The sequence below is a fragment of the uncultured Zhongshania sp. genome (assembly GCF_963975605.1).
GTDB lineage: Bacteria > Pseudomonadota > Gammaproteobacteria > Pseudomonadales > Spongiibacteraceae > Spongiibacter > Spongiibacter aquimaris.
The window spans coordinates 1-22,001 of the sequence record NZ_CAXBHN010000017.1; the positions used below are offsets into that span (position 1 = coordinate 1).

The 22,001-nt window shown below is 50.2% G+C and carries 21 protein-coding genes; 12 read left to right on the forward strand and 9 right to left on the reverse strand.

Annotation, left to right across the window (positions count from 1 at the left end):
• Positions 1-336: 336 nt before the first annotated feature.
• The gene (locus tag AAC007_RS13365) at positions 337-1,107 is read left to right on the forward strand and encodes a dienelactone hydrolase family protein (protein WP_339677421.1); all 771 of its coding nucleotides are present in this window, start codon (positions 337-339) and stop codon (positions 1,105-1,107) included.
• Positions 1,108-1,240: 133 nt separating this feature from the next.
• Positions 1,241-1,540 carry an SET domain-containing protein gene (locus AAC007_RS13370; protein WP_339677423.1) on the forward strand — a complete coding sequence of 100 codons (300 nt, stop codon included), beginning with the start codon at positions 1,241-1,243 and terminating at the stop codon, positions 1,538-1,540.
• Between the two features lie 33 nt (positions 1,541-1,573).
• Here the strand turns inward: AAC007_RS13370 and AAC007_RS13375 are convergent, their stop codons facing one another.
• A complete protein-coding gene (locus tag AAC007_RS13375) occupies positions 1,574-2,770 on the reverse strand; it encodes an Nramp family divalent metal transporter (protein ID WP_339677425.1) in 1,197 nt (398 codons plus the stop codon).
• A 130-nt stretch (positions 2,771-2,900) separates the two neighbouring features.
• On the opposite strand from AAC007_RS13375, the gene AAC007_RS13380 reads away from it, so the two are divergent.
• Complete coding sequence (locus AAC007_RS13380; RefSeq protein ID WP_339677427.1) at positions 2,901-4,301, forward strand: AarF/ABC1/UbiB kinase family protein; 1,401 nt, start codon at positions 2,901-2,903, stop codon at positions 4,299-4,301.
• A 66-nt stretch (positions 4,302-4,367) separates the two neighbouring features.
• Here AAC007_RS13380 and AAC007_RS13385 read toward each other — a convergent pair whose 3' ends face one another.
• Entirely contained in the window at positions 4,368-4,949 is a 582-nt protein-coding gene (locus tag AAC007_RS13385; RefSeq protein WP_339677428.1) for a YceI family protein, read from the reverse strand.
• 25 nt (positions 4,950-4,974) lie between these two features.
• The gene (locus tag AAC007_RS13390; RefSeq protein WP_339677429.1) at positions 4,975-5,538 is read right to left on the reverse strand and encodes a cytochrome b; all 564 of its coding nucleotides are present in this window, start codon (positions 5,536-5,538) and stop codon (positions 4,975-4,977) included.
• 991 nt (positions 5,539-6,529) lie between these two features.
• On the opposite strand from AAC007_RS13390, the gene AAC007_RS13395 reads away from it, so the two are divergent.
• Entirely contained in the window at positions 6,530-6,949 is a 420-nt protein-coding gene (locus AAC007_RS13395) for a MarR family transcriptional regulator (RefSeq protein ID WP_295874628.1), read from the forward strand.
• A 36-nt stretch (positions 6,950-6,985) separates the two neighbouring features.
• Here the strand turns inward: AAC007_RS13395 and AAC007_RS13400 are convergent, their stop codons facing one another.
• The gene (locus AAC007_RS13400) at positions 6,986-7,864 is read right to left on the reverse strand and encodes an LLM class flavin-dependent oxidoreductase (protein WP_339677431.1); all 879 of its coding nucleotides are present in this window, start codon (positions 7,862-7,864) and stop codon (positions 6,986-6,988) included.
• A gap of 198 nt (positions 7,865-8,062) precedes the next feature.
• On the opposite strand from AAC007_RS13400, the gene AAC007_RS13405 reads away from it, so the two are divergent.
• The 6 genes from AAC007_RS13405 to AAC007_RS13430 all read left to right on the forward strand — a co-directional run bounded on the left by AAC007_RS13405 (position 8,063) and on the right by AAC007_RS13430 (position 12,733).
• Entirely contained in the window at positions 8,063-9,031 is a 969-nt protein-coding gene (locus AAC007_RS13405; RefSeq protein ID WP_339677433.1) for a zinc transporter ZntB, read from the forward strand.
• Positions 9,022-9,531 carry an MgtC/SapB family protein gene (locus AAC007_RS13410; protein ID WP_219043007.1) on the forward strand — a complete coding sequence of 170 codons (510 nt, stop codon included), beginning with the start codon at positions 9,022-9,024 and terminating at the stop codon, positions 9,529-9,531. The genes AAC007_RS13405 and AAC007_RS13410 overlap by 10 nt, the downstream gene beginning before the upstream one ends.
• 230 nt (positions 9,532-9,761) lie before the next feature.
• A complete protein-coding gene (locus tag AAC007_RS13415) occupies positions 9,762-10,076 on the forward strand; it encodes a transcriptional regulator (RefSeq protein WP_339677435.1) in 315 nt (104 codons plus the stop codon).
• Entirely contained in the window at positions 10,069-10,371 is a 303-nt protein-coding gene (locus tag AAC007_RS13420; RefSeq protein ID WP_296435000.1) for a helix-turn-helix domain-containing protein, read from the forward strand. The genes AAC007_RS13415 and AAC007_RS13420 overlap by 8 nt, the downstream gene beginning before the upstream one ends.
• Before the next feature lie 247 nt (positions 10,372-10,618).
• Positions 10,619-11,470 carry a hypothetical protein gene (locus AAC007_RS13425; RefSeq protein WP_339677436.1) on the forward strand — a complete coding sequence of 284 codons (852 nt, stop codon included), beginning with the start codon at positions 10,619-10,621 and terminating at the stop codon, positions 11,468-11,470.
• Between the two features lie 63 nt (positions 11,471-11,533).
• A complete protein-coding gene (locus AAC007_RS13430) occupies positions 11,534-12,733 on the forward strand; it encodes a DUF3800 domain-containing protein (RefSeq protein ID WP_339677438.1) in 1,200 nt (399 codons plus the stop codon).
• 205 nt (positions 12,734-12,938) lie between these two features.
• Here AAC007_RS13430 and metF read toward each other — a convergent pair whose 3' ends face one another.
• The 5 genes from metF to AAC007_RS13455 form a co-directional block, all read right to left on the reverse strand.
• Entirely contained in the window at positions 12,939-13,772 is an 834-nt protein-coding gene (gene metF / locus AAC007_RS13435) for a methylenetetrahydrofolate reductase [NAD(P)H] (RefSeq protein WP_339677439.1), read from the reverse strand.
• Between the two features lie 110 nt (positions 13,773-13,882).
• On the reverse strand, positions 13,883-15,256 hold the full coding sequence (gene ahcY, locus AAC007_RS13440) for an adenosylhomocysteinase (RefSeq protein ID WP_219043001.1): 1,374 nt from the start codon (positions 15,254-15,256) through the stop codon (positions 13,883-13,885).
• 698 nt (positions 15,257-15,954) lie between these two features.
• Positions 15,955-17,163: a methionine adenosyltransferase gene (gene metK / locus AAC007_RS13445; RefSeq protein ID WP_339677443.1), complete on the reverse strand. Its 1,209-nt coding sequence runs from the start codon at positions 17,161-17,163 to the stop codon at positions 15,955-15,957.
• Between the two features lie 35 nt (positions 17,164-17,198).
• Entirely contained in the window at positions 17,199-18,221 is a 1,023-nt protein-coding gene (locus AAC007_RS13450) for a metalloregulator ArsR/SmtB family transcription factor (protein ID WP_339677445.1), read from the reverse strand.
• Positions 18,222-18,315: 94 nt separating this feature from the next.
• The gene (locus AAC007_RS13455; protein WP_339677447.1) at positions 18,316-18,753 is read right to left on the reverse strand and encodes a low molecular weight protein-tyrosine-phosphatase; all 438 of its coding nucleotides are present in this window, start codon (positions 18,751-18,753) and stop codon (positions 18,316-18,318) included.
• Positions 18,754-18,916: 163 nt separating this feature from the next.
• Between AAC007_RS13455 and tkt the strand changes: the two genes are divergently transcribed.
• Positions 18,917-20,914 (forward strand): transketolase, encoded by a 1,998-nt coding sequence (tkt, locus tag AAC007_RS13460; RefSeq protein WP_296435021.1) that lies wholly within the window; start codon positions 18,917-18,919, stop codon positions 20,912-20,914.
• 15 nt (positions 20,915-20,929) lie between these two features.
• Positions 20,930-21,931, forward strand: a complete 1,002-nt coding sequence (locus tag AAC007_RS13465; protein WP_219042994.1) for a glyceraldehyde 3-phosphate dehydrogenase NAD-binding domain-containing protein — start codon at positions 20,930-20,932, stop codon at positions 21,929-21,931.
• The last annotated feature ends 70 nt before the right edge of the window (positions 21,932-22,001 follow it).

The following is a 22,001-nucleotide window of genomic DNA, read 5'->3' on the forward strand; positions in this document are numbered from 1 at the left end:
AGCCCCGAGGTTTATGGATCCTCAATCGAGTTGAGGATGACGGTTAGGGGGTTGAGGATGACGATTGCTAGGGTTGGTGGTTACCGACGGCGAGGCGCGTTTAGGATGATGGCTGGGAAGCGTCGCTTATTACGGTCGGGTGCATGTTGTGAATGACGGCACCATACTACGTCATCCCCGACCCCGATCGGGGATCCAGATGAGCGAAAGCGAATGCCTGTGTTTTTTTGAAGTCAGACACCCGACATGCCCCTCTCTTGCCTCTCACACGGTTGTTTGTCATCGTGAAGCGAGTATATTCCGTATCAATTTATTCAAAACAGTGAGGAGTAAGAAATGCGTTTTTTTGCCATGTTACTTACGTTAGTCCTGAGCAGTTCGGTTTTACATGCAGCGGTCGTCGAAGAAAAGCTGACGTTGCCGAATGGTTTGGGAACTGCCGTGCTGTATCACGATAGTGCGGTGACCAAGGCGGCACCTGCGGTGGTGGTTGTGCATGAGTGGTGGGGGCTGAATGATTACGCTCGCGAGCGCGCGAAGCAATTAGCTGAGCTGGGTTACACGGCGATTGCGGTGGATATGTATGGCACCGGTAAGTCGACCACTCACCCTAAAGACGCGACGGCGTTTATGAATGCGGCTTTGGCTGAGCCAGAAAAAATGAATGCGCGCTTTGATGCGGCCTTGGGCATTTTGCGTAAGCAGTCCTCGGTCGATGGCGATAAGTTATTCGCCATTGGCTATTGTTTTGGCGGGGCGGTGGTCCTAAATCAGGCGCGTCGTGGATTGGATTTGGCTGGGGTGGCGAGCTTCCACGGCTCTCTGGGTACTGAAACGCAAGTTGAGCCCGGCACCATTAAAGCAAAAGTGTTAGTGGCTACTGGTGGCGCTGATCCGATGGTGCCCGCTAAGCAAGTGGCAGGTTTTGTTGAGGAGATGACGAACGCTGGTGCTAACTTTGAGTTGTTAAGCTTTCCCAATGTAGTGCACAGCTTTACAAATCCGGGCTCAACGGCGCTTGGTAAAAAATATGACATGCCGCTGGCATATGATGCTAATGCAGACAAGGTGAGCTGGGCGGCGTTGATGGATATGCTGGCAAAGTAAGCTTGGCGCAGTGATTGCTTCGCTCTGTTTGTTTGAATCGATCAGGCAGCAGGGCGAGGCATAATCCGGTTTCGTTTTATGGCGTCTGATTTGAGTTCTTTTAGCTCTTTTAGTCAGCAGACAGAGGCGAGATATGGCCAAGTGCTATCGGGTAAAGAGGAGTGCCATTCATGGTAAGGGGCTATTCGCCCGCGTTTCTATTCCCGAAGGTACCCAACTTGGGGTGTGTAAAACGCGAACAGCGAGTGAGGCCGGTTTACACACGCTGACCATGCCCGATGGTCAGCTCATTGATGTGACCTGTAGTTTGAAATACATCAACCATCACAAATCAGCCAACGTTATTTATTACGATGACCTTAGTGTTGTCGCGCTGCGCGATATTGGCGCCGGTGAAGAGTTATTGCACGACTACGGTGACGAGTGGCAGTAATAGAGCATCGTATTTTGGTATATAGCACGCTTGCTAAGATAAAAAATAATGCGCTCCAATATATGAAAACACCAGCAGCGCCACAACGATCGCGCTATTGCTGATCAGGCCATATCGCAAGCTAGGCTTGATAATGCGGTTGTTTAAGTAGAGCAGTGTCAGTGCTAAAAACGGCATGAATAACGCGCCGGTGACGGAATATAAAATAATTAGCCATACCGGTTTGCCCAAATAGAGTAGAGCGATGGGCGGTATGGCGATATACAGCAAGGCCAGCCGGTAGCCCTTGTCGCTGGAGTCTATTTTGCTGAGTTTGCTGCGCCACTGTGCGGTCGAGTCGGTAAATATATACGGAACACCCTGCCATACCCCGAGCATTGAGCTGAATACCGCGGCCCAAACACCAATTAAAAATAGTTCTTTAAAGACGGGGCTGAGCAATAAGCCAAGTTGGTCGGCCATGGCGATCAATATATGGGTGCCAGATTCTGATTCCGGCGCAGATTGGGCTGCCAGTATCATGATACCCATGCCAAACAAGGCGGTGATCGAATAGGCAACCAGGAGGTCAATGCGGGCAATTTTTAGAGAGTCGGTGTTATGCCAGCCTTTTTCCCGCATCCAATAGCCGTAACACAGCAGGGTAACGCTGCCACCGACGCCGCCGATCAGCGCCATGACTAAATTAAAATTCTCGCTGATATCACCGAGTGTTGTCGAGGAGCTGCCAATGCTCGACCAATCGCTAGCCAGTAGCGCGGCCATCACCGTCGCAAACATCAGGAGTATCAGCGCTTTCATCGCTTGCTCAAACAGCGAATAGCGGCCGAACAGCACCAGCGCTATAGCGAGTAAAGAATGCAGTGAGGCCCAGCTATTGATAGACAGCTGGGGGAATAGCGCATTGGCGGCCAAGCCACATGCGGCCATTAATGCGGCGCCAACTAAAAATGCCCAGATAAATAAATACGCTAGAAAGTAATAATTTATCCAGCGCGGTAAATGCTGTAACCAGCCCGTTAGCAAGCTTGTGCCGCTGGCGAGCTGCCAACGCGCTAGACCTTCATTGAGCGCCAGCTTGATGACGGCGCCGAAGGCGATGGCCCACAGTAGTTGTGTGCCAAGCTTGGCGCCCGATACGGCGGCGGCCACTAAATCTCCGGCGCCTAAACCGGTGGCGGCAACAACGAAGCCGGGGCCGATCAGTGTAAGGGCGCGGAGCTGCTTCATACTGCGTGTCCTGTTAGGATGAGGTTTGGTGATGGCGTCTGAGATTAAAATTCCTCGGTAAACGAATAGTAGATTACTGTAGTGGTCTACGGTAGTGACACGGACAAAGGAAATAGGTGTATTTCAAGATATGAGTGAAAAGGATAAATCACTTCACGGCCTTAAAACGGGCGCTTTCTCGCGGCGCTTTGAATTGTCGAAATTGGGCGTTCGCTACGGTGCACGGGCGGTGCGGCAAAATATTTGGCAGCGCTTTAGCGGCGATAATGATGCGGCGTTGGCCAAGCGAACCGAGAATATCGATTTCTTCGTGGAAGAGCTTGGCCGCTTAAAGGGCAGTGTCGTCAAAATTGGTCAAATAATGGCGACCTACAGCGACTATATGATGCCGCCCGAGGTTGCCGAGGCGCTGCATAAACTAGAAGACAATACCCCGCCCATGTCCTGGCAATCTATTCGCAAGGTCTTAGTTAATGAATTGGGCGAAGAGGCCCTGGCGCACTTAGAGATAGATACCCAGCCACTGGCGGCGGCGTCGCTGGGCCAGGTCCATCGCGCCGTGTTGCGTGATACCGGCGAACAGCTTTGTATTAAGGTGCAATATCCGGGGGTGGAACACACCATCGATGCGGATTTCAGCGCGGTAATGCAATTGCTGAAAGTGTCGCGCCTCATGCCCAGTGTGCGCAATTTAGACGACTGGTTTGGTGATATCCGTTTACTGCTTCATAAAGAAGTCGATTACGAGCAGGAGCGTCGTGATCTGGATTTTGTTAGACATGCGCTGCGTGAAGATTCCCGTTTTGTGGTGCCCAAAAGCTACCCCGCATTTTGTACCCGTCGGGTATTAACAATGAGCTATGAGCAGGCGACCTCAGTTAACTCTGCGGACGTTGCCGCACTTGCTCAGCCGCGCAGAAATCGCTTGGGTAAAGCGGTGCTAGAACTGTTTCTCAGCGAACTTTTCGAATGGCGTCGTATGCAAACCGATCCCAATTTTGGCAATTTTCGGGTGCGCATAGACGAAGAGGGTGACGACGATAAATTGCTTCTGCTGGATTTTGGCGCCATGCGATTATTGCCTGAGGACTTTGCCAGCGAGTTTTGCGATATGTTGCTGGCTGCCTGCCAGCGCGATAAGCCTAGGTTTTTGGAATACTCAATAAGCTTGGGCTTTATGAGGTCGCATTTCCCCCAGTCGGTGCTCGATAACTTTGTGGATATCGGTGTCGATATTGCGGAACCGCTGCGGGCAATCGATGAACACGTGCCAGCGCGGGCAGTTACCGAAGACGGACATTACTGGTGGCGTAACAGCGGATTGCCCCAGCGTATTGCCAAGCGCGCAGTAGCTGCGTCTATCAGTAAATACTTCGCTTTGCCCCCCAAGGATTTTTTGTACGTGATGCGCAAACTGATGGGAGTGTATGCCTTGATCGCCTTATTGGATGCGCAATTTAACGCCGATGGAGCAGTGGAAAAATATTTACCTAAGCCTGAAAACAAAAAAGGCCGCAAAGCGGCCAAATAATATAGAGACTGAATGAGGGTAATTCCTAAACTTCGAGTAGTGTTACGTCGAATAAGTTCATTTGGTTTACATCATTGATTGAGCAATACCTTCTACATCTAGAGTCAGCTCCACAATTTGCGATGCTGGGCCCAGATCGTAGTCGATACCAAAGTCTTTTAATGCGATTTCAGTGGTGCCGTGGAAGCCTTGGCGAACACCGCCCCAAGGGTCTTTGCCGCCGCCGATTTCAGTTACGGCAATCGTCACGGGCTTGCTTACGCCGTGCAATGTAAGCGTGCCTTTTAACTCTGCTTTGCCATCGCCAAGCGCTTTAAAGCTGGTGCTTTTAAAGGTGGCGGTGGGGTATTTGTCTACCGCTAAAAAGTCTTTGCCGCGCAAGTGCTTGTCACGCTCAGCATGGTTGCTGTCTACGCTGGCGGTTTTAATGGTGACATCCACAGTAGATGCTTCTGGTTTGGCTGGGTCGTAGTTAAAGCGGCCTTCAAAGTCATTGAAACGCCCGTACAACCAGCTGTAGCCAAGGTGTTTGATTTTAAATTGCACAAACGCGTGGGCGCCGGCGGTATCAATTTTGTATTCCGCTGCGTGTAGTGCGCTAGTAAAACCTAGCAGAGCGGTGAAGCCGAGAGCGATTAGCTTTTTCATAGTTCACATTCCTTTTGAGTTGAGTTCACTTGGTGCTGTTGGCGTCACGACCGAGCATCTTTAGCAGGGTCGAGTCGCGGTTTATAAAGTGATGTTTCAATGCGGCTAGCGCATGAACACCGGCGAGTAAAATCAGAATCCAGGCGAGGATTTCGTGGACCTCGCCGGCGATATCTTCTTGGTCGGGCAGGTCATGTAGTGTCGCTGGCACATTAAATAGACCGAAAACATCAATGGGTCGACCGTCGGCTGTTGAAATTAAATACCCGGCAACCATTAACGCCAACATCAAACCATATAAAGCAAAGTGGGTAAGGTGGGCGGTAACTCGCTCCCACGTTTTTAGCGCTGGATCGTCACTGGGGCGAATATTGATGTTACGCCACACGATGCGCGCCAGCAGCGCGATGAATAATAAAATGCCAATGCCTTTGTGGAGGGTTGGGCCATCTCTATACCAGGGATCATAATATGACAGCTGGCGCATCCAAATGCCCAGCGCGAACATGCCAATCACCGTAAGCGCCATAAGCCAATGTATTCCCACGCTGACCCAGCCATAGCGGCTGTTAGTATTCTTTATTGGCATGGCGAATCTTCCTTTATGGCCCCTTGTTTTCTTGTGACCCAGTATATAAACAATAAATTAATAGAAAAGTGCAAAATTCTGGGTTAATTGATCAGAATATTAGATATAGATGACGGTAATTGCTGCGTGTGTCGTTTTTAAAGTACTCATTCAACATGATATTGACGAGTACAGTCAGTCCTGCGGAGGTTCAGTGCGAGGCGTTTTCTCGAAAGCATAGTACCCACAGCACTCGCTGCGCTTCTGGCTACTTGGTCGTGGCCGAGTATGACGGAGGTTGCGTTCGCAGTGCGGACTACCACCCGTGTCATCCCCGACCCCGATCGGGGATCCATGAACCTCGGGCTCTGCGCTGTTTCGTAGTCCGAGAAAAGTAAAGGCATTCGCTGTCGCTCATCTGGATCCCCGATCGGAGTCGGGGATGACGGCTTTACTACTTCGAAACGTCTATGTACGTATTAATCAGGCCCACCTCGTTGACGTCTCGGCTAACAATCCCAGCGTATCAAGCTGCAATCCCAATCATACTGACCGACCATTCCTGCCACCAAGCCGTCACCCCCAACCTTCCAAGCCGTCATCCTCAACGCACCGCCGCCGTCATCCTCAACTTGATTGAGGATCCAGCCGCCTCGGGCTATACACCGCAGGGAGCTTTGCCTTGATGAGAGATTAAACAGAATATCAGCCAGTAATGGCGTAAAAGCTTGCCTTTGAACATAGAATCTCGCGTACCCACAGGGCATAAAGGGCAGGCTCTGGGCTTATGGTGAGAGGAAATAACGAAGCAATGGACTGCCGTAGGGCTGACCGGCAGGGCGCCCTTAGGCCCACTATGCCTGCGCCAGTGTGTCTTGCAGGGAGCGACCTGCTTCGCGCTGAACCCGTTAATTTCATGTTGAAGGAGTACTAAGATCCGGAGCTTGAAGCTTAGCTGGGCATTGAATATACTTAACTAATATTTTACTGGTCAAGTATATGGGTGGGTTTTATGACATTGCCAGCATCTCTCAGTTTATTAACGGAGCTCGCTACCTTGAGCTCTTCTTTCATTAAACACGCAGATCGAAAACTAAGTGCGCACGGCATTAGCTTTGCGGAATTTATGGTGATGCATCATCTACGCAATGCGCTAGATCAAACCATGAGCCGCACAGAGCTTGCGGATGCGGTGAGTTTGTCAGCGTCGGGTATCACTAAAAAGCTAAATCCAATGCAGAGACTGCATCTGGTTGAGAAAGAGATAAATCAGCGCGACGCGCGCTTTAGCTTGGTGAAGCTGACACCAACGGGGCTGGAAATTTACAATGACGCGCTTGTCACCTGTATGCATTGCGCAGACGATTTGACCGCGAATATCTCGGCTAAGCAATTGAGTACCGTGCTCGAGATATTCGCAAAGTTAAAATAATTGCCGTGTCTTGGTTTAGCGTGTCAGGGCCGCGATTTAGCGCCCTGCCAGCATATTTGCTAAACGATCGACCTCGGCAACTTCGGCGCTTGCCGGCACCAGTTGAATCTCGTCACAGCCTAGCGCTTCTATGGCGTCCAGCCCGTCTTTGATCGCAATTGGGTCGTGCATCGTCATGGTCTTGGCAATTTTGCGGGCATCGTCTTCGCCAAAGGTTTTCAGGTAGTCGAATACATAATCGCTCAACGCGGACTGGGCGTTATCGGCCAGCGAATACCAGAATCCTCCCATGCGGTAGGGTTTTTGCTCGCGACCTGATTCTTGCCAGGCTTTATCGGCGGAGCTGAAAAAATGATTGATTAAGTCGGGGTTGCCATCCATTGCAAAGCCGTACAGACCGTCGGCCCATTTCGATACCCGCTGAATACTTTTTGGTCCCATTGCCCCCACTAATATCGGCGGGCCGCCTGCCTGAATGGGAGTCGGCCCGATTTCCTCCAAGCCGTCGAGCAACTCGCCGCGCCAGATTTTTTTCATGATAGCGATTTGATCATCCATTCTTTGGAAGCGATTTTTAAAGCTGGCACCAAGTGCCTCATAGTCTTTTTCACGGCCACCCACACCCACGGTTAAGGTGACGCGACCTTCTGACAAAATATCGAGGGTGGCAATTTCTTTGGCCGCTTGCACGGCGCTATGCATCGGCAATACATACAGCGCGGGGATAATGCGGACGCGCTCGGTGGCGGCGGCAGCAAAGGCCAGAATATTACGCATCTCATAGCTATAGCCCGTCACGCGCTCGCCGCAGGACAAGCTATAGAAAGGCCCTTGGTCGATGATTCGGCACCAGTCTTTAAAATTCTGACGACTAATGTTGCGTGGCATATAGGGGAGGCAAACACCTATTTTCATAATTTATCCTGCGGTTTTCTTTTTATTGAGATAAGTGAGTGTACGCGGTCAATTTACATTTAGGGCAATTCGCATAAATTCTTTGCCCAAGGTATAAGAAAATAGACTGGGTCCTTGAGCGAGCCTTAATACATAATGGTTTATCGCCGTGTTGCTGTGCGATTATCAATGAGAATACGCAATAACGAGATACTTGGAATGGATGACTTCATAATCTACGCAAAATTACTGGATGGTCGGGGAGGTGCTCGCGACATTAGTGCAGTTGAGCTCGCTGAATGGCAACCCGAACACGGGGTATTGTGGTTGCATTTTGACTACAGTAAACCTGCTACCTTGGCGTGGTTAGAAGATCATAGTGGTCTCGATGACATTGCTGTTGCCGCACTCGTGGCAGAAGATACGCGGCCCAGGGCAACCTCGCATGGGGGTGGGCTGCTTATGGCACTGCGCGGGGTCAATACGAACCCCGAGGCAGACCCAGAGGACATGGTGTCTATTCGCCTGTGTGTCAGTGAACATCGCATCATCAGCTCTCGTAAAAGAAAGCTGCTCTCCGTCGATGACATTGTGCAGAGCTTTTCCGAGGGAGAGGGCCCCCAATCCAGTGCAGAATTTGTCGCCATGCTTTGCGATCGTTTGGTCAGGCGCATGGCAGTGCCAATAGATAATGCAGAGGATAAAGTCGATGAGCTTGAAGAGAATTTGTTGAGCAATGCTCGCGCAAAATTGCGCAGTGAGCTTGGCCAAGTGCGGCGACAATCTATCGCCCTGCGCCGCTATTTGGCACCACAGCGCGAAGCCTTGAGCTGGGTGCAAAGTGAGCGTTTGTCGTGGTTTGGTGACGCTCAGCGCCTGCAAGTGCGCGAGGTTGGCGACCGCTTGGCGCAATATATAGAGACCCTGGACAGTATTCGTGAGCGTGCGGCGGTCAGCCACGAAGAGCTCGTTAACCAAATATCAGAAGAATCCAATAGCCGCATGTATGTGCTGTCGATTGTGTCGGCGGTATTCTTGCCCTTGGGATTTGCCACGGGCCTGTTGGGTGTCAACGTAGGTGGTATTCCGGGGGCGGATAATAGCAATGCATTTGCTATATTCATCGGTATCTTGCTGGCAATTTCTGGCGGGCTTTTAATTTATTTTCGGTATAAAAAATGGCTATAGATTTTATCGAGATTGCGTCACTTTCCATCGCACCATTAAAGTGGGCGGGGGTGCTTAGTACCATTGTGGCCGGCGCAATTATCGGTTTAGAGCGGCAGATTAGAGGCAAGCCTATCGGTATTCGCACCGCCGCACTTATTTGTTTGGGCACTTATGTGTTTATGGCCATGGCGGTATCGGTGGAGAATGGCGTGACCGATCCCTCAAGGGTGATCGGTCAGATAATTACCGGTATTGGCTTTCTCGGTGCCGGGGTGATTTTGTCCCGCGACGGTATGGTTTTAGGTGTTACCTCTGCGGCGGCAATATGGGTGCTGGCAGCAATTGGCGTGATGATAGGCTTAGATAAATATGGCCCAGCGCTACTCATTGCACTAGTGGTTGTCGGTATTTTGGTTGGGGTGGACGTGTTGGAAAATAGCTTTCACTCCCTCCGCAAAGGCGTGCATCAAAAAATCACAGGGCGCCGCTATCAGAAAAAGCCGCCGCCAGAAAAATGAGTGGCGTGTTGACTAAGCCGAATTCTGGTCAGTCACAAAAGCAGGCTCTCATTTCAAGCCGTCCTTATTGGGCGCTCACATGCCATAGAAGGCATTAAATCACGTCGGATAATCGCCAATGGCCCTTTTTCGGGAGCCGCGGGCTCCCTATTTCGGCCTGCGTGGCGCTAGATAGTTAACCTCGAAACCCCTTCATTGACATCTATACGTCATTGACGTATTTTTGCGGCATGTATACGATCATAGAAACCCCTACATTTACGGCAGGCGCCAAGGATCTTTGGTCTGAAGAAGATCGGGGCGCCTTCTGTGCGTGGCTGGCAGCTAACCCCGAGGCTGGCGACGTTATCCCTGGCAGTGGCGGTTGCCGAAAGGTGCGGTGGCGGAGGCAGGGCGCCGGGAAAAGTGGAGGCGTAAGAGTTATCTATTTTACCCGCCTGCAATGTGGCGAATTGTGGTTGTTGGTGATTTACGCAAAAAGTGTACGGGGAAGTATTCCCGCGCATCTACTCAAATCAATTCGGGAGGCTATTGAGAATGACTAAGCATCAAACTATGACAGGAGAAGAGCTGGGTGAGAAGCTTTTGCAGTCCGTTCGTGAAATGAAGGCGGGTAAAGGCTCTCGTGCAACACAGGTCGCACCCAATGAAGTTGCCGCCGCACGTATGAAAACGGGACTTTCGCAGTCTCAGTTCGCTCAGGCCCTTCATATTTCTGCTCGCACCTTGCAGGAATGGGAACAAGGTCGGCGTAGCCCTTCCGGTGCAGCTAAGGCGCTAATTGGCATCGCCTTCAAGCATCCAGAGGTTATAGCGGAATCATTGCGTGATGCAGGCTAGCCAGGCAAGGCAGCGGAATTTTGGCCGCTGCTTGCAGCCTTGAGGCAGTAGAATTACTAACGGGAATTTCCAAGACCCGGTTCTGGTTAATTTTTGATCTATAAATAGGCAGGTTTCTTGAAATCGGGGGAGATTAAGTTGCGTTATTTGCGGGAATTTCACGTAGGAGCGCGTAATTTTCAAAGAAATGGATTGGCTGGAGTTTTTCTATAGCCTCGTTAAGCATAATTTTGAGTGAGGAAATACCTTGCAACACATCTATCCAGAAAGCTTTTTAGATCTCGTCGCCACGTCAGCTTTGTGTGTTTCTCTAATATGTATGGCTATTAGCTACTGCGGGCTATATAGAAGTCATTCAACAAAGTTATTTTCAATAATTATGGTCGCTTGCCTCGCGATATATTCGTCTCATTGGGCTACATACTTTGCAGCTATATTTATTATCGCAACAGCAGTAACCGAACTCGAATTTTTGCAAAATTTGGCAGCAATTATCAGAAAGAATGAAAGCTACTTCAAATACAAGAAAGAAGAATTATCAGTCGAAGAAAATAGAGAACGTAATAAGTTTGACGCGATAAAGGATGAAATTGCAGTATCAGAGGGAGACGAGAAGGGGCAGAATTTGAGTCCTAACAGCGACAAAATTTCCAGATCTAAAATGCAGGACATTAGTCGTTCTGACTCTATTAAATTGTCGTTCGAAGTTGAATCAAAGGCAATTGAATACCTGGCCAAGGAATATCCTAGAATTGAACGAGGCGTAAGATTTAAAAATGATTCTCAACATGTTGAGCTAGATGGCCTAGTTCAAGGTGAAAAAGGCAAAGGCAGCAAAATATTTGAAATTAAATGGCTTCGAAATGAAAAACATATCCATTCGTTGCTATGGCATGCTAAAAATAAATCGAAGGAAATAGAAAGAAAATATTTTTCAATTACGGGAGAAATCCCTGAAATGTACGTCGTCTTGGTTTCAAATTTTAAATACAGTCTTAGCGAAGGTAGTATGTCGACCTTCAAAACGAGCGCAGACGAAAATGGGATTAACGTTATATTTTTAACGCTGTCAGATTTAGGATTTGAGGTGGAGGAGTAAATGCATAACAATGCCAAGCACCGCGACGTATTTTTCGTTCCTCCTGCGCCGTAACAGGCGTCCTTGCCTGAAGCGTTAAATTTAAGGAATCGACCAATCAAAACACTAGCGTTCATAGATGAATCAGGAAATACAGATTTGGATACGTCAAAGAAAGATGTCTCCAAGTACTTCATCGTATGCGCTGTGATAATTGATGAGGGCGACTTTCAGGCTTTAAGTGAAGATGTAGCGGAGTTGCGCAAAAAGTACTTTCAAGCTGGTGAAATAAAATCAAGTAAGGTCAGGGATCGTGATAATCATGAGAGGCGGATTAAGATTTTAAGCAGTATTCTTGAATTGGATTTCAAGTTCTACGCAATTGCTGTTGAAAAGGACGCATTAAGAAAGGATGGTGGTTTTCCTCACAAAAGGTCATTCTTGAAATTTATAAATGGTATTTTATATAGGCAATTATTTGAAAATTACCCTGCTATAAAAGTCTATGCGGATGAGCATGGCGGCGAGGATTTCAAAGAGAGCTTTCGGAATTATATTGAAAAGAACCATAAGCCTGATTTATTCTGGGAGTCTGAAATAAATTTAGTGGCAAGCCAAGATAGCACCCTGGTACAACTTGCTGATTTTCTCGCTGGAACGCTAGCCAAAGTATACGAAGGTAAATCCAATCCTGCTCTTAAAGAAAAATACAGATTATTGCTCCAGCAGAAAGCATTAGATATTAAGGAGTGGCCTACCAAGTTTCAGACATATTTTTCTCCTGACCAAACCAGCAAAGAATACGATCAGTTTATTCACTCACATGCGTTATCAAAAGCAGAACTGTTTTTGGAGAAAAACAGAAACAACCAAGATGATGAGAGTAAGTTACAGTTATGCGCTCTAAATCACTTAGTATTCCAGAGTCGTTTGTCTACAAACAAAGAATATATATCTACAAAAAGCTTGCTGTCACATCTTGAGAGTTGCGGTTTTATGAATGTCACGGAGCAGGCAATAAGGTCGACAATTATATCTAAGCTAAGAGATAAAGATGTCATAATTGCAAGTTGCAATAAAGGATATAAAATACCTAGGTGCTATGAAGATCTATTTGATTTTGTAGACCGAGTTAATAGCCTAGTTCTCCCTCTTCTTGAAAGATTAAACAAGGCTAGAAATAGTTATCTCATTGCAAGCAAGCATGATGTCGATTTACTTAAGGGGCCAAACTACCCAGAGATAGTCGACTTTCTGGAAATCCTGAACAAGAAAACAATTTAACAAGGGTGTCAATTTGACGCCCTTACTCTACGCTTCAGGACGCAAATTACACCGGCGTTCGGGATGTTCGCCACCCGCTTTTTACCAGCATCGGGCCTCAAATACACACTATGAAATCTGCTTTGCCAAAATGTGGTCAGCGCCGACTTTTACTGCAGCTTGCTAAAGCTGACGGCGTTTGCACTAAACGCCGTCTGAGTGGGGCTTATGGATGTGATTGCATCACAGCTTCAGCAATACTCTTAATTGGCTCAACCTGATTCATGCTGTAAAAATGAATACCTGGTGCGCCGCCTTCCATCAGAATATGGCAAAGCTCGGTCACAAACTCTGTGCCGAAATCAATGATGCTTTGCTGATCGTCGCCGTAACCTTCTAGTTTCTTGGACAGCCAGCGGGGAATTTCTGCGCCGCAATTGCGGGAGAAGCGCGCCAGATTGGTATAGTTCGTTATCGGCATAATGCCGGGGTAAATCGGCTTGTCGATACCGGCCTTGTCACAGGCGTCTAAAAAGTAGAAGTAGGAATCGGCGCTGAAGAAATACTGGGTGATGGCACTGTTTGCACCGGCGTTCAGTTTATCTTTTAGAAAGCCAATATCGGCATCGTAGCTTTTGCCGTCAGGGTGAATTTCCGGGTAGGCGGCTACTTCTAGTTGAAAGTGATCGCCAGTGTGTTTGCGAATAAATTCAACCAACTCACGAGCATAAACCAAGCGAGTGGCACCCATGCCAGAGGGAATGTCACCGCGCAGGGCAACAATGCGATCAATACCTGCATCTTTGTAGCTGTTTAATAATTCTAAAATCTCAGACTCTTCATCGCCGCCAAAAGACAAGTGCGGCGCAACTGATAAACCTGCCTTTTTAGTTTCCAGCACAATGCCGCGGGTGTTGTCGCGGGTGGAGCCGCCAGCGCCGTAAGTCACCGAAAAGAACTCGGGATTCAGCGCGGCCAATTGGCTGCGGGTGTCTTTTAACTTCTCGCGACCGGCTTCGGTTTTGGGCGGGAAGAATTCAAAGCTGTAACGGTTGGACATGATGTATTCCGGTGATGTTGAAAGACTTTGGTCGGGCGTCGGAGGTCAGGCGTCTGACGTAAAGCGCTTAGCCTTAGCGTCGGACGTCCGACATCAGTCTTCCGACTATCTTAGTACTTATAACTCTCGGGCTTAAATGGTCCTTCAACGCTAACGCCAATATAGTCAGCCTGAGTGGTGCTGAGCTTGGTGATGACGCCACCGAATCCAGCGACCATGTCCGCTGCCACTTCTTCGTCCAGCTTTTTAGGCAATACTTCAACGGTAATGGCAGCCGCTTTAAAGTTATCTTCCAAGTCGGCAAAGCGACGCTCGTAGAGGTACATTTGCGCCAGTACTTGGTTGGCGAATGAGCCATCCATGATACGGCTTGGGTGGCCTGTTGCGTTGCCCAAGTTAACCAAGCGACCCTCAGAAAGCAGAATTAAATGGTCGTTAGTTGCTTTGTTACGGTACACGAGGTGAACCTGTGGTTTAACTTCTTCCCACTCCCAGTTTTTACGCATAAAGGCCGTATCAATTTCGTTGTCGAAGTGACCGATATTGCAGACTACGCAGCCATTTTTCAGGGCCTTCAACATATTTGAATCGCAGACGTTGACGTTGCCTGTGGTGGTAACCAGTAAGTCAGTGTTTCCCAGCACCAAAGTGTTGATGCAGGCTTCAGTGCCGTCGTTGATGCCGTCGATGAATGGTGATACCACTTCATAGCCATCCATGCAGGCTTGCATTGCGCAGATTGGATCGATTTCGGTGATCTTAACAATCATGCCTTCTTGGCGAAGCGATTGTGCAGAACCCTTGCCCACATCACCGTAGCCGATAACCAGCGCTTTCTTACCAGATAACAAGTGGTCTGTGCCGCGTTTGATCGCATCGTTTAAGCTGTGGCGACAGCCGTATTTGTTGTCATTTTTAGACTTGGTCACAGAGTCATTAACGTTGATCGCGGGCACTTTTAGTTCGCCCTTCTTCATCATTTCCTGAAGACGGTGAACACCTGTGGTGGTCTCTTCGGTAATGCCGTGAATGATATCCATCATTTGTGGGTATTTCTGATGAAGCAGGCCGGTTAAGTCGCCGCCGTCATCCAATACCATATTGGCATCCCAAGGCTGGCCATCTTTAAGAATAGTTTGCTCTAAACACCACTCGTATTCTTCTTCGGTTTCGCCTTTCCAAGCGAAAACAGGGATACCCGCAGCGGCAATTGCAGCGGCAGCGTGGTCCTGGGTAGAGAAAATATTACATGAAGACCAGCGCACTTCGGCACCGAGTTCAATCAAAGTTTCGATCAATACGCCGGTTTGAATTGTCATGTGAATGCAGCCGAGAATTTTAGCGCCAGCTAATGGCTTGTCTGCGCCGTACTTGCTGCGCAGTGCCATCAGTGCTGGCATTTCGCCTTCTGCGATACTGAGTTCTTTGCGCCCCCATGCTGCTAGGCTGATGTCGGCTACTTTGTAATCTGTGAATGTTGTCATGTTGTATTCCTCTGTAAGCTAAATGCTGGACGGGAGATGGGAGACGCAAATGCGTATCAGCCGATACTCGCCCTAAGTCGGTTAATTAGTGCAGCTAGTTTTGCGAAAACGCGTTCCAAGGTTGGCTGCCAATTTTCTTTTTCGTTTATATATTCTAGTACCCTTTCAATTTGAAAATGACGTGTGACTCTGTAGGTTGGGTGGAGCGCTAGCGATACCCAACAAATGGTGGTGGAGCATCCCACTATGTTGGGCTTCGTTCCTCACCCCAACCTACGACCTGCCAATTTTCTTTTTCGTTTATATAGCCTAGTACTCTTTCAATTTGAAAATGACGTGTGACTTTGTAGGTTGGGTGGAGCGCTAGCGATACCCAACAAACGGTGGTAGAGCGTCTCACTATGTTGGGGTTCGTTCCTCACCCCAACCTACGACCTGCCAATTTTCTTGTTCGTTTATATATTCTAGTACCCTTTCAATTTGAAAATGACGTGTGACTTTGTAGGTTGGGTGGAGCGCTAGCGATACCCAACAAACGGTGGTGGAGCATCCCGCTATGTTGGGGTTCGTTCCTCACCCCAACCTACGAGCTAAATTCATCGCTTCTTGCCAAACCAATAATTTTTGATACTTCCGCCGATCCATGGCAGTTCTCCATTTTTACGTCAGGCATCCAACTTCAGACGCCCGACTCAGTTTTACAATGCTGCCTTCAACGCCTCTGCCCGATCTGTTTTTTCCCAGCTAAATGCAGTGCTGGTTTCAGATTTGGTTTCGCCGTTCTCTTTCCAGGTATAGGTGTGCTCGTAGGGATCGCGACCGAAGTGACCGTATGCGGCGGTCGGCTGGTACATGGGGTGCGCCAAGTCCAGCATTTTGGTGATGCCGTAGGGGCGTAGGTCAAATACCTCACGTACTGCGGCGATTAATTTATCGTCGCTGACTTTGCCGGTGCCAAAGGTGTTGATTGAGATAGAGGTTGGTTCTGCAACACCGATTGCGTATGACACTTGAATTTCACAGCGATCGGCTAGGCCTGCAGCGACGATATTCTTGGCAACATAACGACCCGCATACGCCGCGCTGCGGTCAACTTTCGATGGATCTTTACCCGAGAACGCGCCGCCACCGTGACGTGCCATGCCGCCGTAGGTGTCTACGATGATCTTACGACCGGTTAAGCCGCAGTCGCCTACCGGGCCGCCGATGACAAATTTGCCGGTGGGGTTGATGTGGTATTTGGTGCCGGCGTGCAGCAGCTCTGCAGGTAATACGTTTTTAATAATCTCTTCACGCACGGCTTCTTGTAAGTCGCTCAGTGAAATTTCCGGATTGTGCTGGGTAGATAAAACCACCGCGTCCACGGCAACCGGCACACCATTTTCATAGCGCAGAGTCACTTGGCTTTTGGCATCTGGGCGCAACCACGGCAATACCCCGTCTTTACGCAGGTATGCTTGGCGCTCAACAAGGCGGTGAGAGTAGAACAGCGGCGCAGGCATTAATGACGGCGTTTCGTTAGTTGCGTAACCAAACATCAAACCTTGGTCGCCAGCGCCCTGGTCTTCTGGCTTGGCGCGGTCGACACCCTGGTTAATGTCGACAGATTGCTTGCCAATGGCGTTGAGTACCGCGCAGCTCGCGCCGTCAAAACCGACGTCCGAGCTGTTGTAGCCGATGCCGGTAATCACGTCGCGAATGATGTCTTCTAAATCGACATAGCACGAGGTGGTGACTTCACCTGCGACGATTGCCATACCAGTTTTTACCAGTGTTTCTACCGCAACGCGGGCGTATTTATCGCGGGCGATAATGGCGTCCAATACGGCGTCAGAAATTTGATCGGCCATTTTGTCTGGATGTCCTTCCGACACCGACTCTGATGTAAAAATACTGTAGTCAGACATGTTGCTGGGTCCTCTGTTTTAATTGCCGACGTTTTTTAAACGCTGCGGTTCTTGGTGTGAAGTTGAACATGATCGGGTTTTATAAATTGCCGAACCTGTACGCGAAATCCATTTAGTTGAGCTAAGTACGCAGCGGGGCCGTCCTGCAGACCACTGGCCTGTGCCCACTCCGTTAGATCGTCGGGCTCAAAGCCCAGCCACAAATCGCCGCAGGCATCGCGCGCCCAGCTTTGATCGTGGCGACATAAATCGGTGACGCAAAAAATACCGCCGGGTTTTAGCAGCCGCGCCGCGTCTTTAAATATTTCTGCCGGCGAGGGCACGTGGTGCAGCACCATATTACTGACTACGCAGTCCGCCGCATTTTGCTGCAGATTCGCGTTGCGGCTGTCGCCGAGAATGAACGATACGTTGCTCAAGGCTTGTTGGTTTATAAATTCATTGGCGCGGGTAAGCATGGTGTCGGCATTGTCCACGCCAATGACCTTGTCATAGTGGGGTGACAATTCTGCTAAAAACGCGCCTTCGCCGGGGCCTATTTCAATGGCCAGCTTTCCGCCGTTGGCCTGGCTGCTGCGCAGTAATTCAAGGCAGCTCTGGCCGTACACGCCGTAGGCCACCATTTGTTCCTGTTGTTCGCCAAATTCGCCAGCGTGCTCGGCAAAAAATACCCGCGAGCGTTCGGCGCGTTCTAAATACACCTGCTCCAAGCGCTGCTGCTGGTCACTGGCTAAGACGATTAAATCGGCGCTGCCGAGTAATGCGTCATGCAAGGCGCTCAGTTCCGGAAGGCTCGGCGTGTAAGTGCGGCGATAAAATAGGCTATTGCCTTCGCGGCGCTTGGTGATGAGTCCAGCGACAGTCAGCGTCTTTAAATGGTGGCTCATGCCGGATTGGCGGCAGTCCAGAATATGGCAAAGCTCCTGAACAGAGTAAGCGTCGCGACTTAGCACCCGTAAAACCTGCAGACGCAGCGCATCACCGCCCGCTTTGCAAAGTTGCAATAGCTCGGTATCTAGCGAAGTACTGTTGCTCGAGGCTTGGGGGGCAGTGTTCATGCCGCGCAGTGTAGCAGGGCTTTTTATCTATATCAAAAAATATTGATATAGGTTTCTTTGGCGTCAGTCGCCTGACATCTGGCGTCCGACTCTTTTACAAATACTTCAGCCAGTCATCGGTGAATTGATCTATCTGACCGTAGACGTGCTCAAAGGCTTCCATGCTTTTGCGGTAGGGGTCGGGAACAGCTTGATTTTGCGACCATTTCCCCAGCAAAAAGGTTTTTCCGCTGACCTGTTGAGCAAGATCGGTGACGCCTTTTATATGCCGTTGTTCCATTACCAAAATTAAGTCGGCTTTTAATAGCATGTCGGTAGTGAGCTGGCGCGCGCGGTGCTCGCTGGCGTCGACGCCATTGGCGCTAAGAAGTTGGCCGGCACTGGGATCGATGGGCTTGTCTACTAAGGCGCCCAAGCCAGCGGAGTGAATGGTGATATTGGGTTTGTGAGCCAGCTTGTGTTTAAGCAGGTATTCGGCGGATGGACTGCGGCAAATATTGCCGATACATACCATCAAAATATTGTTGAACATGGGGTTTTGGACCTGAATTGTTCGCAGAGGCAATGATTTTCGCTGTGGATGGCAAATGACGCAAGTAAATAGGCCATTTTTACGCTTCTGCTATTTGCTGTCTGGTCGCTGGTAGGGGAAAATACCGCCTCTTTGCAGCCCGCTAAAATTTCAGGAGCCACCGATGCCCTCTCGCAGTGATCTAGCTAACGCCATTCGCGCCCTCAGTATGGATGCCGTTCAGAAAGCCAACTCTGGTCACCCAGGCGCTCCCATGGGGATGGCCGATATTGCCGAAGTCTTGTGGCGCGATTACTTGCAACACAATCCAAACAATCCGTCGTGGGTAAACCGCGACCGCTTTGTGCTTTCGAACGGTCACGGCTCGATGCTGATTTATTCCTTACTGCATCTCACCGGTTACGATTTAGCGATTGAAGATTTACAGCAGTTCCGCCAGTTGCACAGCCGCACGCCGGGCCATCCGGAATACGGTTATACGCCGGGCGTAGAAACAACCACTGGCCCGCTTGGTCAGGGTGTCGCCAACGCAGTGGGCATGGCGGTGGCAGAGAAAGTATTGGCCGCGCAATTCAACCGCGACGGTTTTGATATTGTCGATCACTACACGTATACCTTCCTTGGCGATGGCTGCATGATGGAAGGTATTTCCCACGAAGTGTGTTCACTGGCTGGCACCTTGGGTCTAGGTAAATTGGTCGCTTTCTACGATGACAACGGTATTTCGATTGATGGTGAAGTAGAAGGTTGGTTCACCGACGATACCCCAGCGCGGTTTGAAGCATACGGCTGGCATGTTATCCCCGCTGTTGATGGCCACAATAGCGCCGAGATCGCCCGCGCCATTGAAGCCGCGCGCGCAGAGACAAGCAAGCCGACCTTAATCTGCTGCAAAACCATCATCGGTAAAGGCTCGCCAAACAAACAAGGTAAAGAAGAAAGCCACGGCGCTGCGCTGGGCGATGCTGAAATTGCCCTGACCCGCGAAGCTCTGGGCTGGCCGTATCCGCCCTTTGAAATTCCTGAAGAAATCTATGAGGACTGGAATGCCCAGGACAAAGGCAAGGCCCTGGAAGCCGCATGGGACGAAGTCTTTGAAGGCTATGCGATTAAATACCCAGAGTTGGCGGCAGAATTTGGCCGTCGCGCTGCCGGTGATTTACCCGCAGATTTTGCTGCCAAGGCCGATGCCTATATTGCGCAGTGCCAAGCAGAATCGAAAGATGTCGCTACCCGCAAAGCGTCTCAGTTGTGCTTAGATGCCTACGGTGCAATGCTGCCAGAACTCTTTGGTGGCTCAGCGGATTTGGCCGGCTCTAACTTAACGATTTGGAAGGGCGCCAAAGCCATCAGTGCCAAAGACGCCAGCGGTAACTACCTGCATTACGGCGTTCGTGAATTCGGCATGTCGGCGATGATGAACGGTATCGCCTTGCACGGCGGCTTTATTAACTACGGATCAACCTTCCTGGTATTTATGGAATACGCCCGCAACGCAGTGCGTATGGCGGCGATCATGGGGCAGCGGGTAATTCATATTTACACCCACGACTCGATCGGCCTGGGCGAAGATGGCCCAACCCATCAGCCCATCGAGCAAATCGCCAGCTTGCGCGGCACACCAAATATGTCGCTGTGGCGCCCCTGCGATATGACCGAATCTGCGGTAGCGTGGAAAGCGGCACTTGAGCGCACCGACGGCCCAAGCGCGCTGATTTTCACCCGCCAAGGTTTGCCACATCAGCAGCGCGATGCTGAGCAATTGGCCAACGTTGCCCGCGGTGCTTATGTCTTAAGCGATTGCGACGGCGTGCCAGAGGCCATCATTATTGCGACAGGTTCAGAAGTGAAGCTGGCGATGGCTGCGCAACAAATACTGAGCGGCAAAGGCAAAAAAGTGCGGGTCGTATCTATGCCAAGCACCGACGTGTTCGATAGCCAGGACGGTGACTACCGCGAGTCGGTATTGCCGAGCAGCGTTCCCGCCCGTGTTGCCGTTGAAGCCGCCCACCGCGACTACTGGTACAAATACGTTGGCCTCGATGGCCGCATTGTGGGTATGGACAGCTTTGGCGAATCTGCGCCGGCAGATGCCTTGTTTGAGTATTTTGGCATCACGACTGACGCGGTGGTTGAAGCCGTTGAAGAATGTTTAGATTAGTGTGAGCAGATCCTAATGCTACGACTGGCCATAAACGGATACGGCCGCATAGGGCGCTGTGTATTACGCGCCCTTTACGAATCGCCTTTGCGGGCAAACATGCAGATTGTCGCAATAAATGAGCCAGCGGACCTGGCGACCATTGCACACCTGACCAGATACGACAGCACCCACGGGCGCTTTCCTGGCTCGGTTGAGCATCGTCATGGCAGTTTGGTGATTAATGACGATGTGATTGCCGTTAGTCATCACGACGATATGGCGAATGTAGACTGGACGCGGCACGACGTCGATGTGGTGCTGGAGTGTTCTGGCGTCATCAGTCGCTATGCAGACTTAGAGGCGCACATTGAGCGCGGTGCCCGTCACGTCTTATTGTCGCAGCCTGGTGAGCCAGGTATTCCGACCATTGTGTACGGGCTAAACCATCAAGAGCTTGATCCAGAGCAGCGCATTGTTTCCAACGCCTCGTGCACAACCAACGGCATTGTGCCGGTGATCGATGTCTTGAATAAAGCCTTTGGGGTGCGGTCCGGTTGCATCACGACCATTCATTCGGCCATGAATGATCAACCGGTATTGGACGCCTATCACCATACCGATTTGCGAAAAACCCGCGCGGCGGGCTTATCGATGATTCCAGTCGATACCGGCCTGGCTGCGGGCATTGGCCGCATTATTCCCGAACTTGACGGCCGTTTTGCGGCGCGGGCGGTGCGTATCCCCACCCACAATGTGTCGGCGATGGAGCTAACCGTCAGCTTGGATGCCGACGTGAGTGCAGAGGATGTGAACGCGGCCTTGAAAATGGCGGCCAATGGGCGCTTGGCAGGTATATTGGGTTATAGCGATGAACCGCTGGCGTCCTGTGATTTTAACCATGATCCGCGTTCGGCGATTGTGGATGCGGGGCAGACGCGTGTTGCGGGCGAGTTGGTGAGTTTGTTTACGTGGTTCGACAACGAATGGGGCTACGCAAACCGAATGTTGGATGTCACCGCCCACTGGCTGCAATAGGCGCAAAGTTTGGACTGTGCCCAAATATTGCATAGGGTATGGCGGTTTATCATCTGCGCTAGATTAGATT

Excerpts from the sequence above, each read along its gene's own strand:
- AAC007_RS13415 (WP_339677435.1), top strand. The coding sequence starts at position 9,762 with ATGTATACGATCATAGAAACCCCTACATTTACGGCAGGCGCCAAGGAT.
- AAC007_RS13455 (WP_339677447.1), bottom strand. The coding sequence starts at position 18,753 with ATGTTCAACAATATTTTGATGGTATGTATCGGCAATATTTGCCGCAGT.
- AAC007_RS13375 (WP_339677425.1), bottom strand. The coding sequence starts at position 2,770 with ATGAAGCAGCTCCGCGCCCTTACACTGATCGGCCCCGGCTTCGTTGTT.
- ahcY (WP_219043001.1), bottom strand. The coding sequence starts at position 15,256 with ATGACAACATTCACAGATTACAAAGTAGCCGACATCAGCCTAGCAGCA.
- metK (WP_339677443.1), bottom strand. The coding sequence starts at position 17,163 with ATGTCTGACTACAGTATTTTTACATCAGAGTCGGTGTCGGAAGGACAT.
- AAC007_RS13465 (WP_219042994.1), top strand. The coding sequence starts at position 20,930 with ATGCTACGACTGGCCATAAACGGATACGGCCGCATAGGGCGCTGTGTA.
- AAC007_RS13395 (WP_295874628.1), top strand. The coding sequence starts at position 6,530 with ATGACATTGCCAGCATCTCTCAGTTTATTAACGGAGCTCGCTACCTTG.
- AAC007_RS13380 (WP_339677427.1), top strand. The coding sequence starts at position 2,901 with ATGAGTGAAAAGGATAAATCACTTCACGGCCTTAAAACGGGCGCTTTC.
- AAC007_RS13385 (WP_339677428.1), bottom strand. The coding sequence starts at position 4,949 with ATGAAAAAGCTAATCGCTCTCGGCTTCACCGCTCTGCTAGGTTTTACT.
- AAC007_RS13370 (WP_339677423.1), top strand. The coding sequence starts at position 1,241 with ATGGCCAAGTGCTATCGGGTAAAGAGGAGTGCCATTCATGGTAAGGGG.
- AAC007_RS13410 (WP_219043007.1), top strand. The coding sequence starts at position 9,022 with ATGGCTATAGATTTTATCGAGATTGCGTCACTTTCCATCGCACCATTA.
- metF (WP_339677439.1), bottom strand. The coding sequence starts at position 13,772 with ATGTCCAACCGTTACAGCTTTGAATTCTTCCCGCCCAAAACCGAAGCC.
- tkt (WP_296435021.1), top strand. The coding sequence starts at position 18,917 with ATGCCCTCTCGCAGTGATCTAGCTAACGCCATTCGCGCCCTCAGTATG.
- AAC007_RS13390 (WP_339677429.1), bottom strand. The coding sequence starts at position 5,538 with ATGCCAATAAAGAATACTAACAGCCGCTATGGCTGGGTCAGCGTGGGA.
- AAC007_RS13400 (WP_339677431.1), bottom strand. The coding sequence starts at position 7,864 with ATGAAAATAGGTGTTTGCCTCCCCTATATGCCACGCAACATTAGTCGT.
- AAC007_RS13450 (WP_339677445.1), bottom strand. The coding sequence starts at position 18,221 with ATGAACACTGCCCCCCAAGCCTCGAGCAACAGTACTTCGCTAGATACC.
- AAC007_RS13405 (WP_339677433.1), top strand. The coding sequence starts at position 8,063 with ATGGATGACTTCATAATCTACGCAAAATTACTGGATGGTCGGGGAGGT.
- AAC007_RS13420 (WP_296435000.1), top strand. The coding sequence starts at position 10,069 with ATGACTAAGCATCAAACTATGACAGGAGAAGAGCTGGGTGAGAAGCTT.
- AAC007_RS13365 (WP_339677421.1), top strand. The coding sequence starts at position 337 with ATGCGTTTTTTTGCCATGTTACTTACGTTAGTCCTGAGCAGTTCGGTT.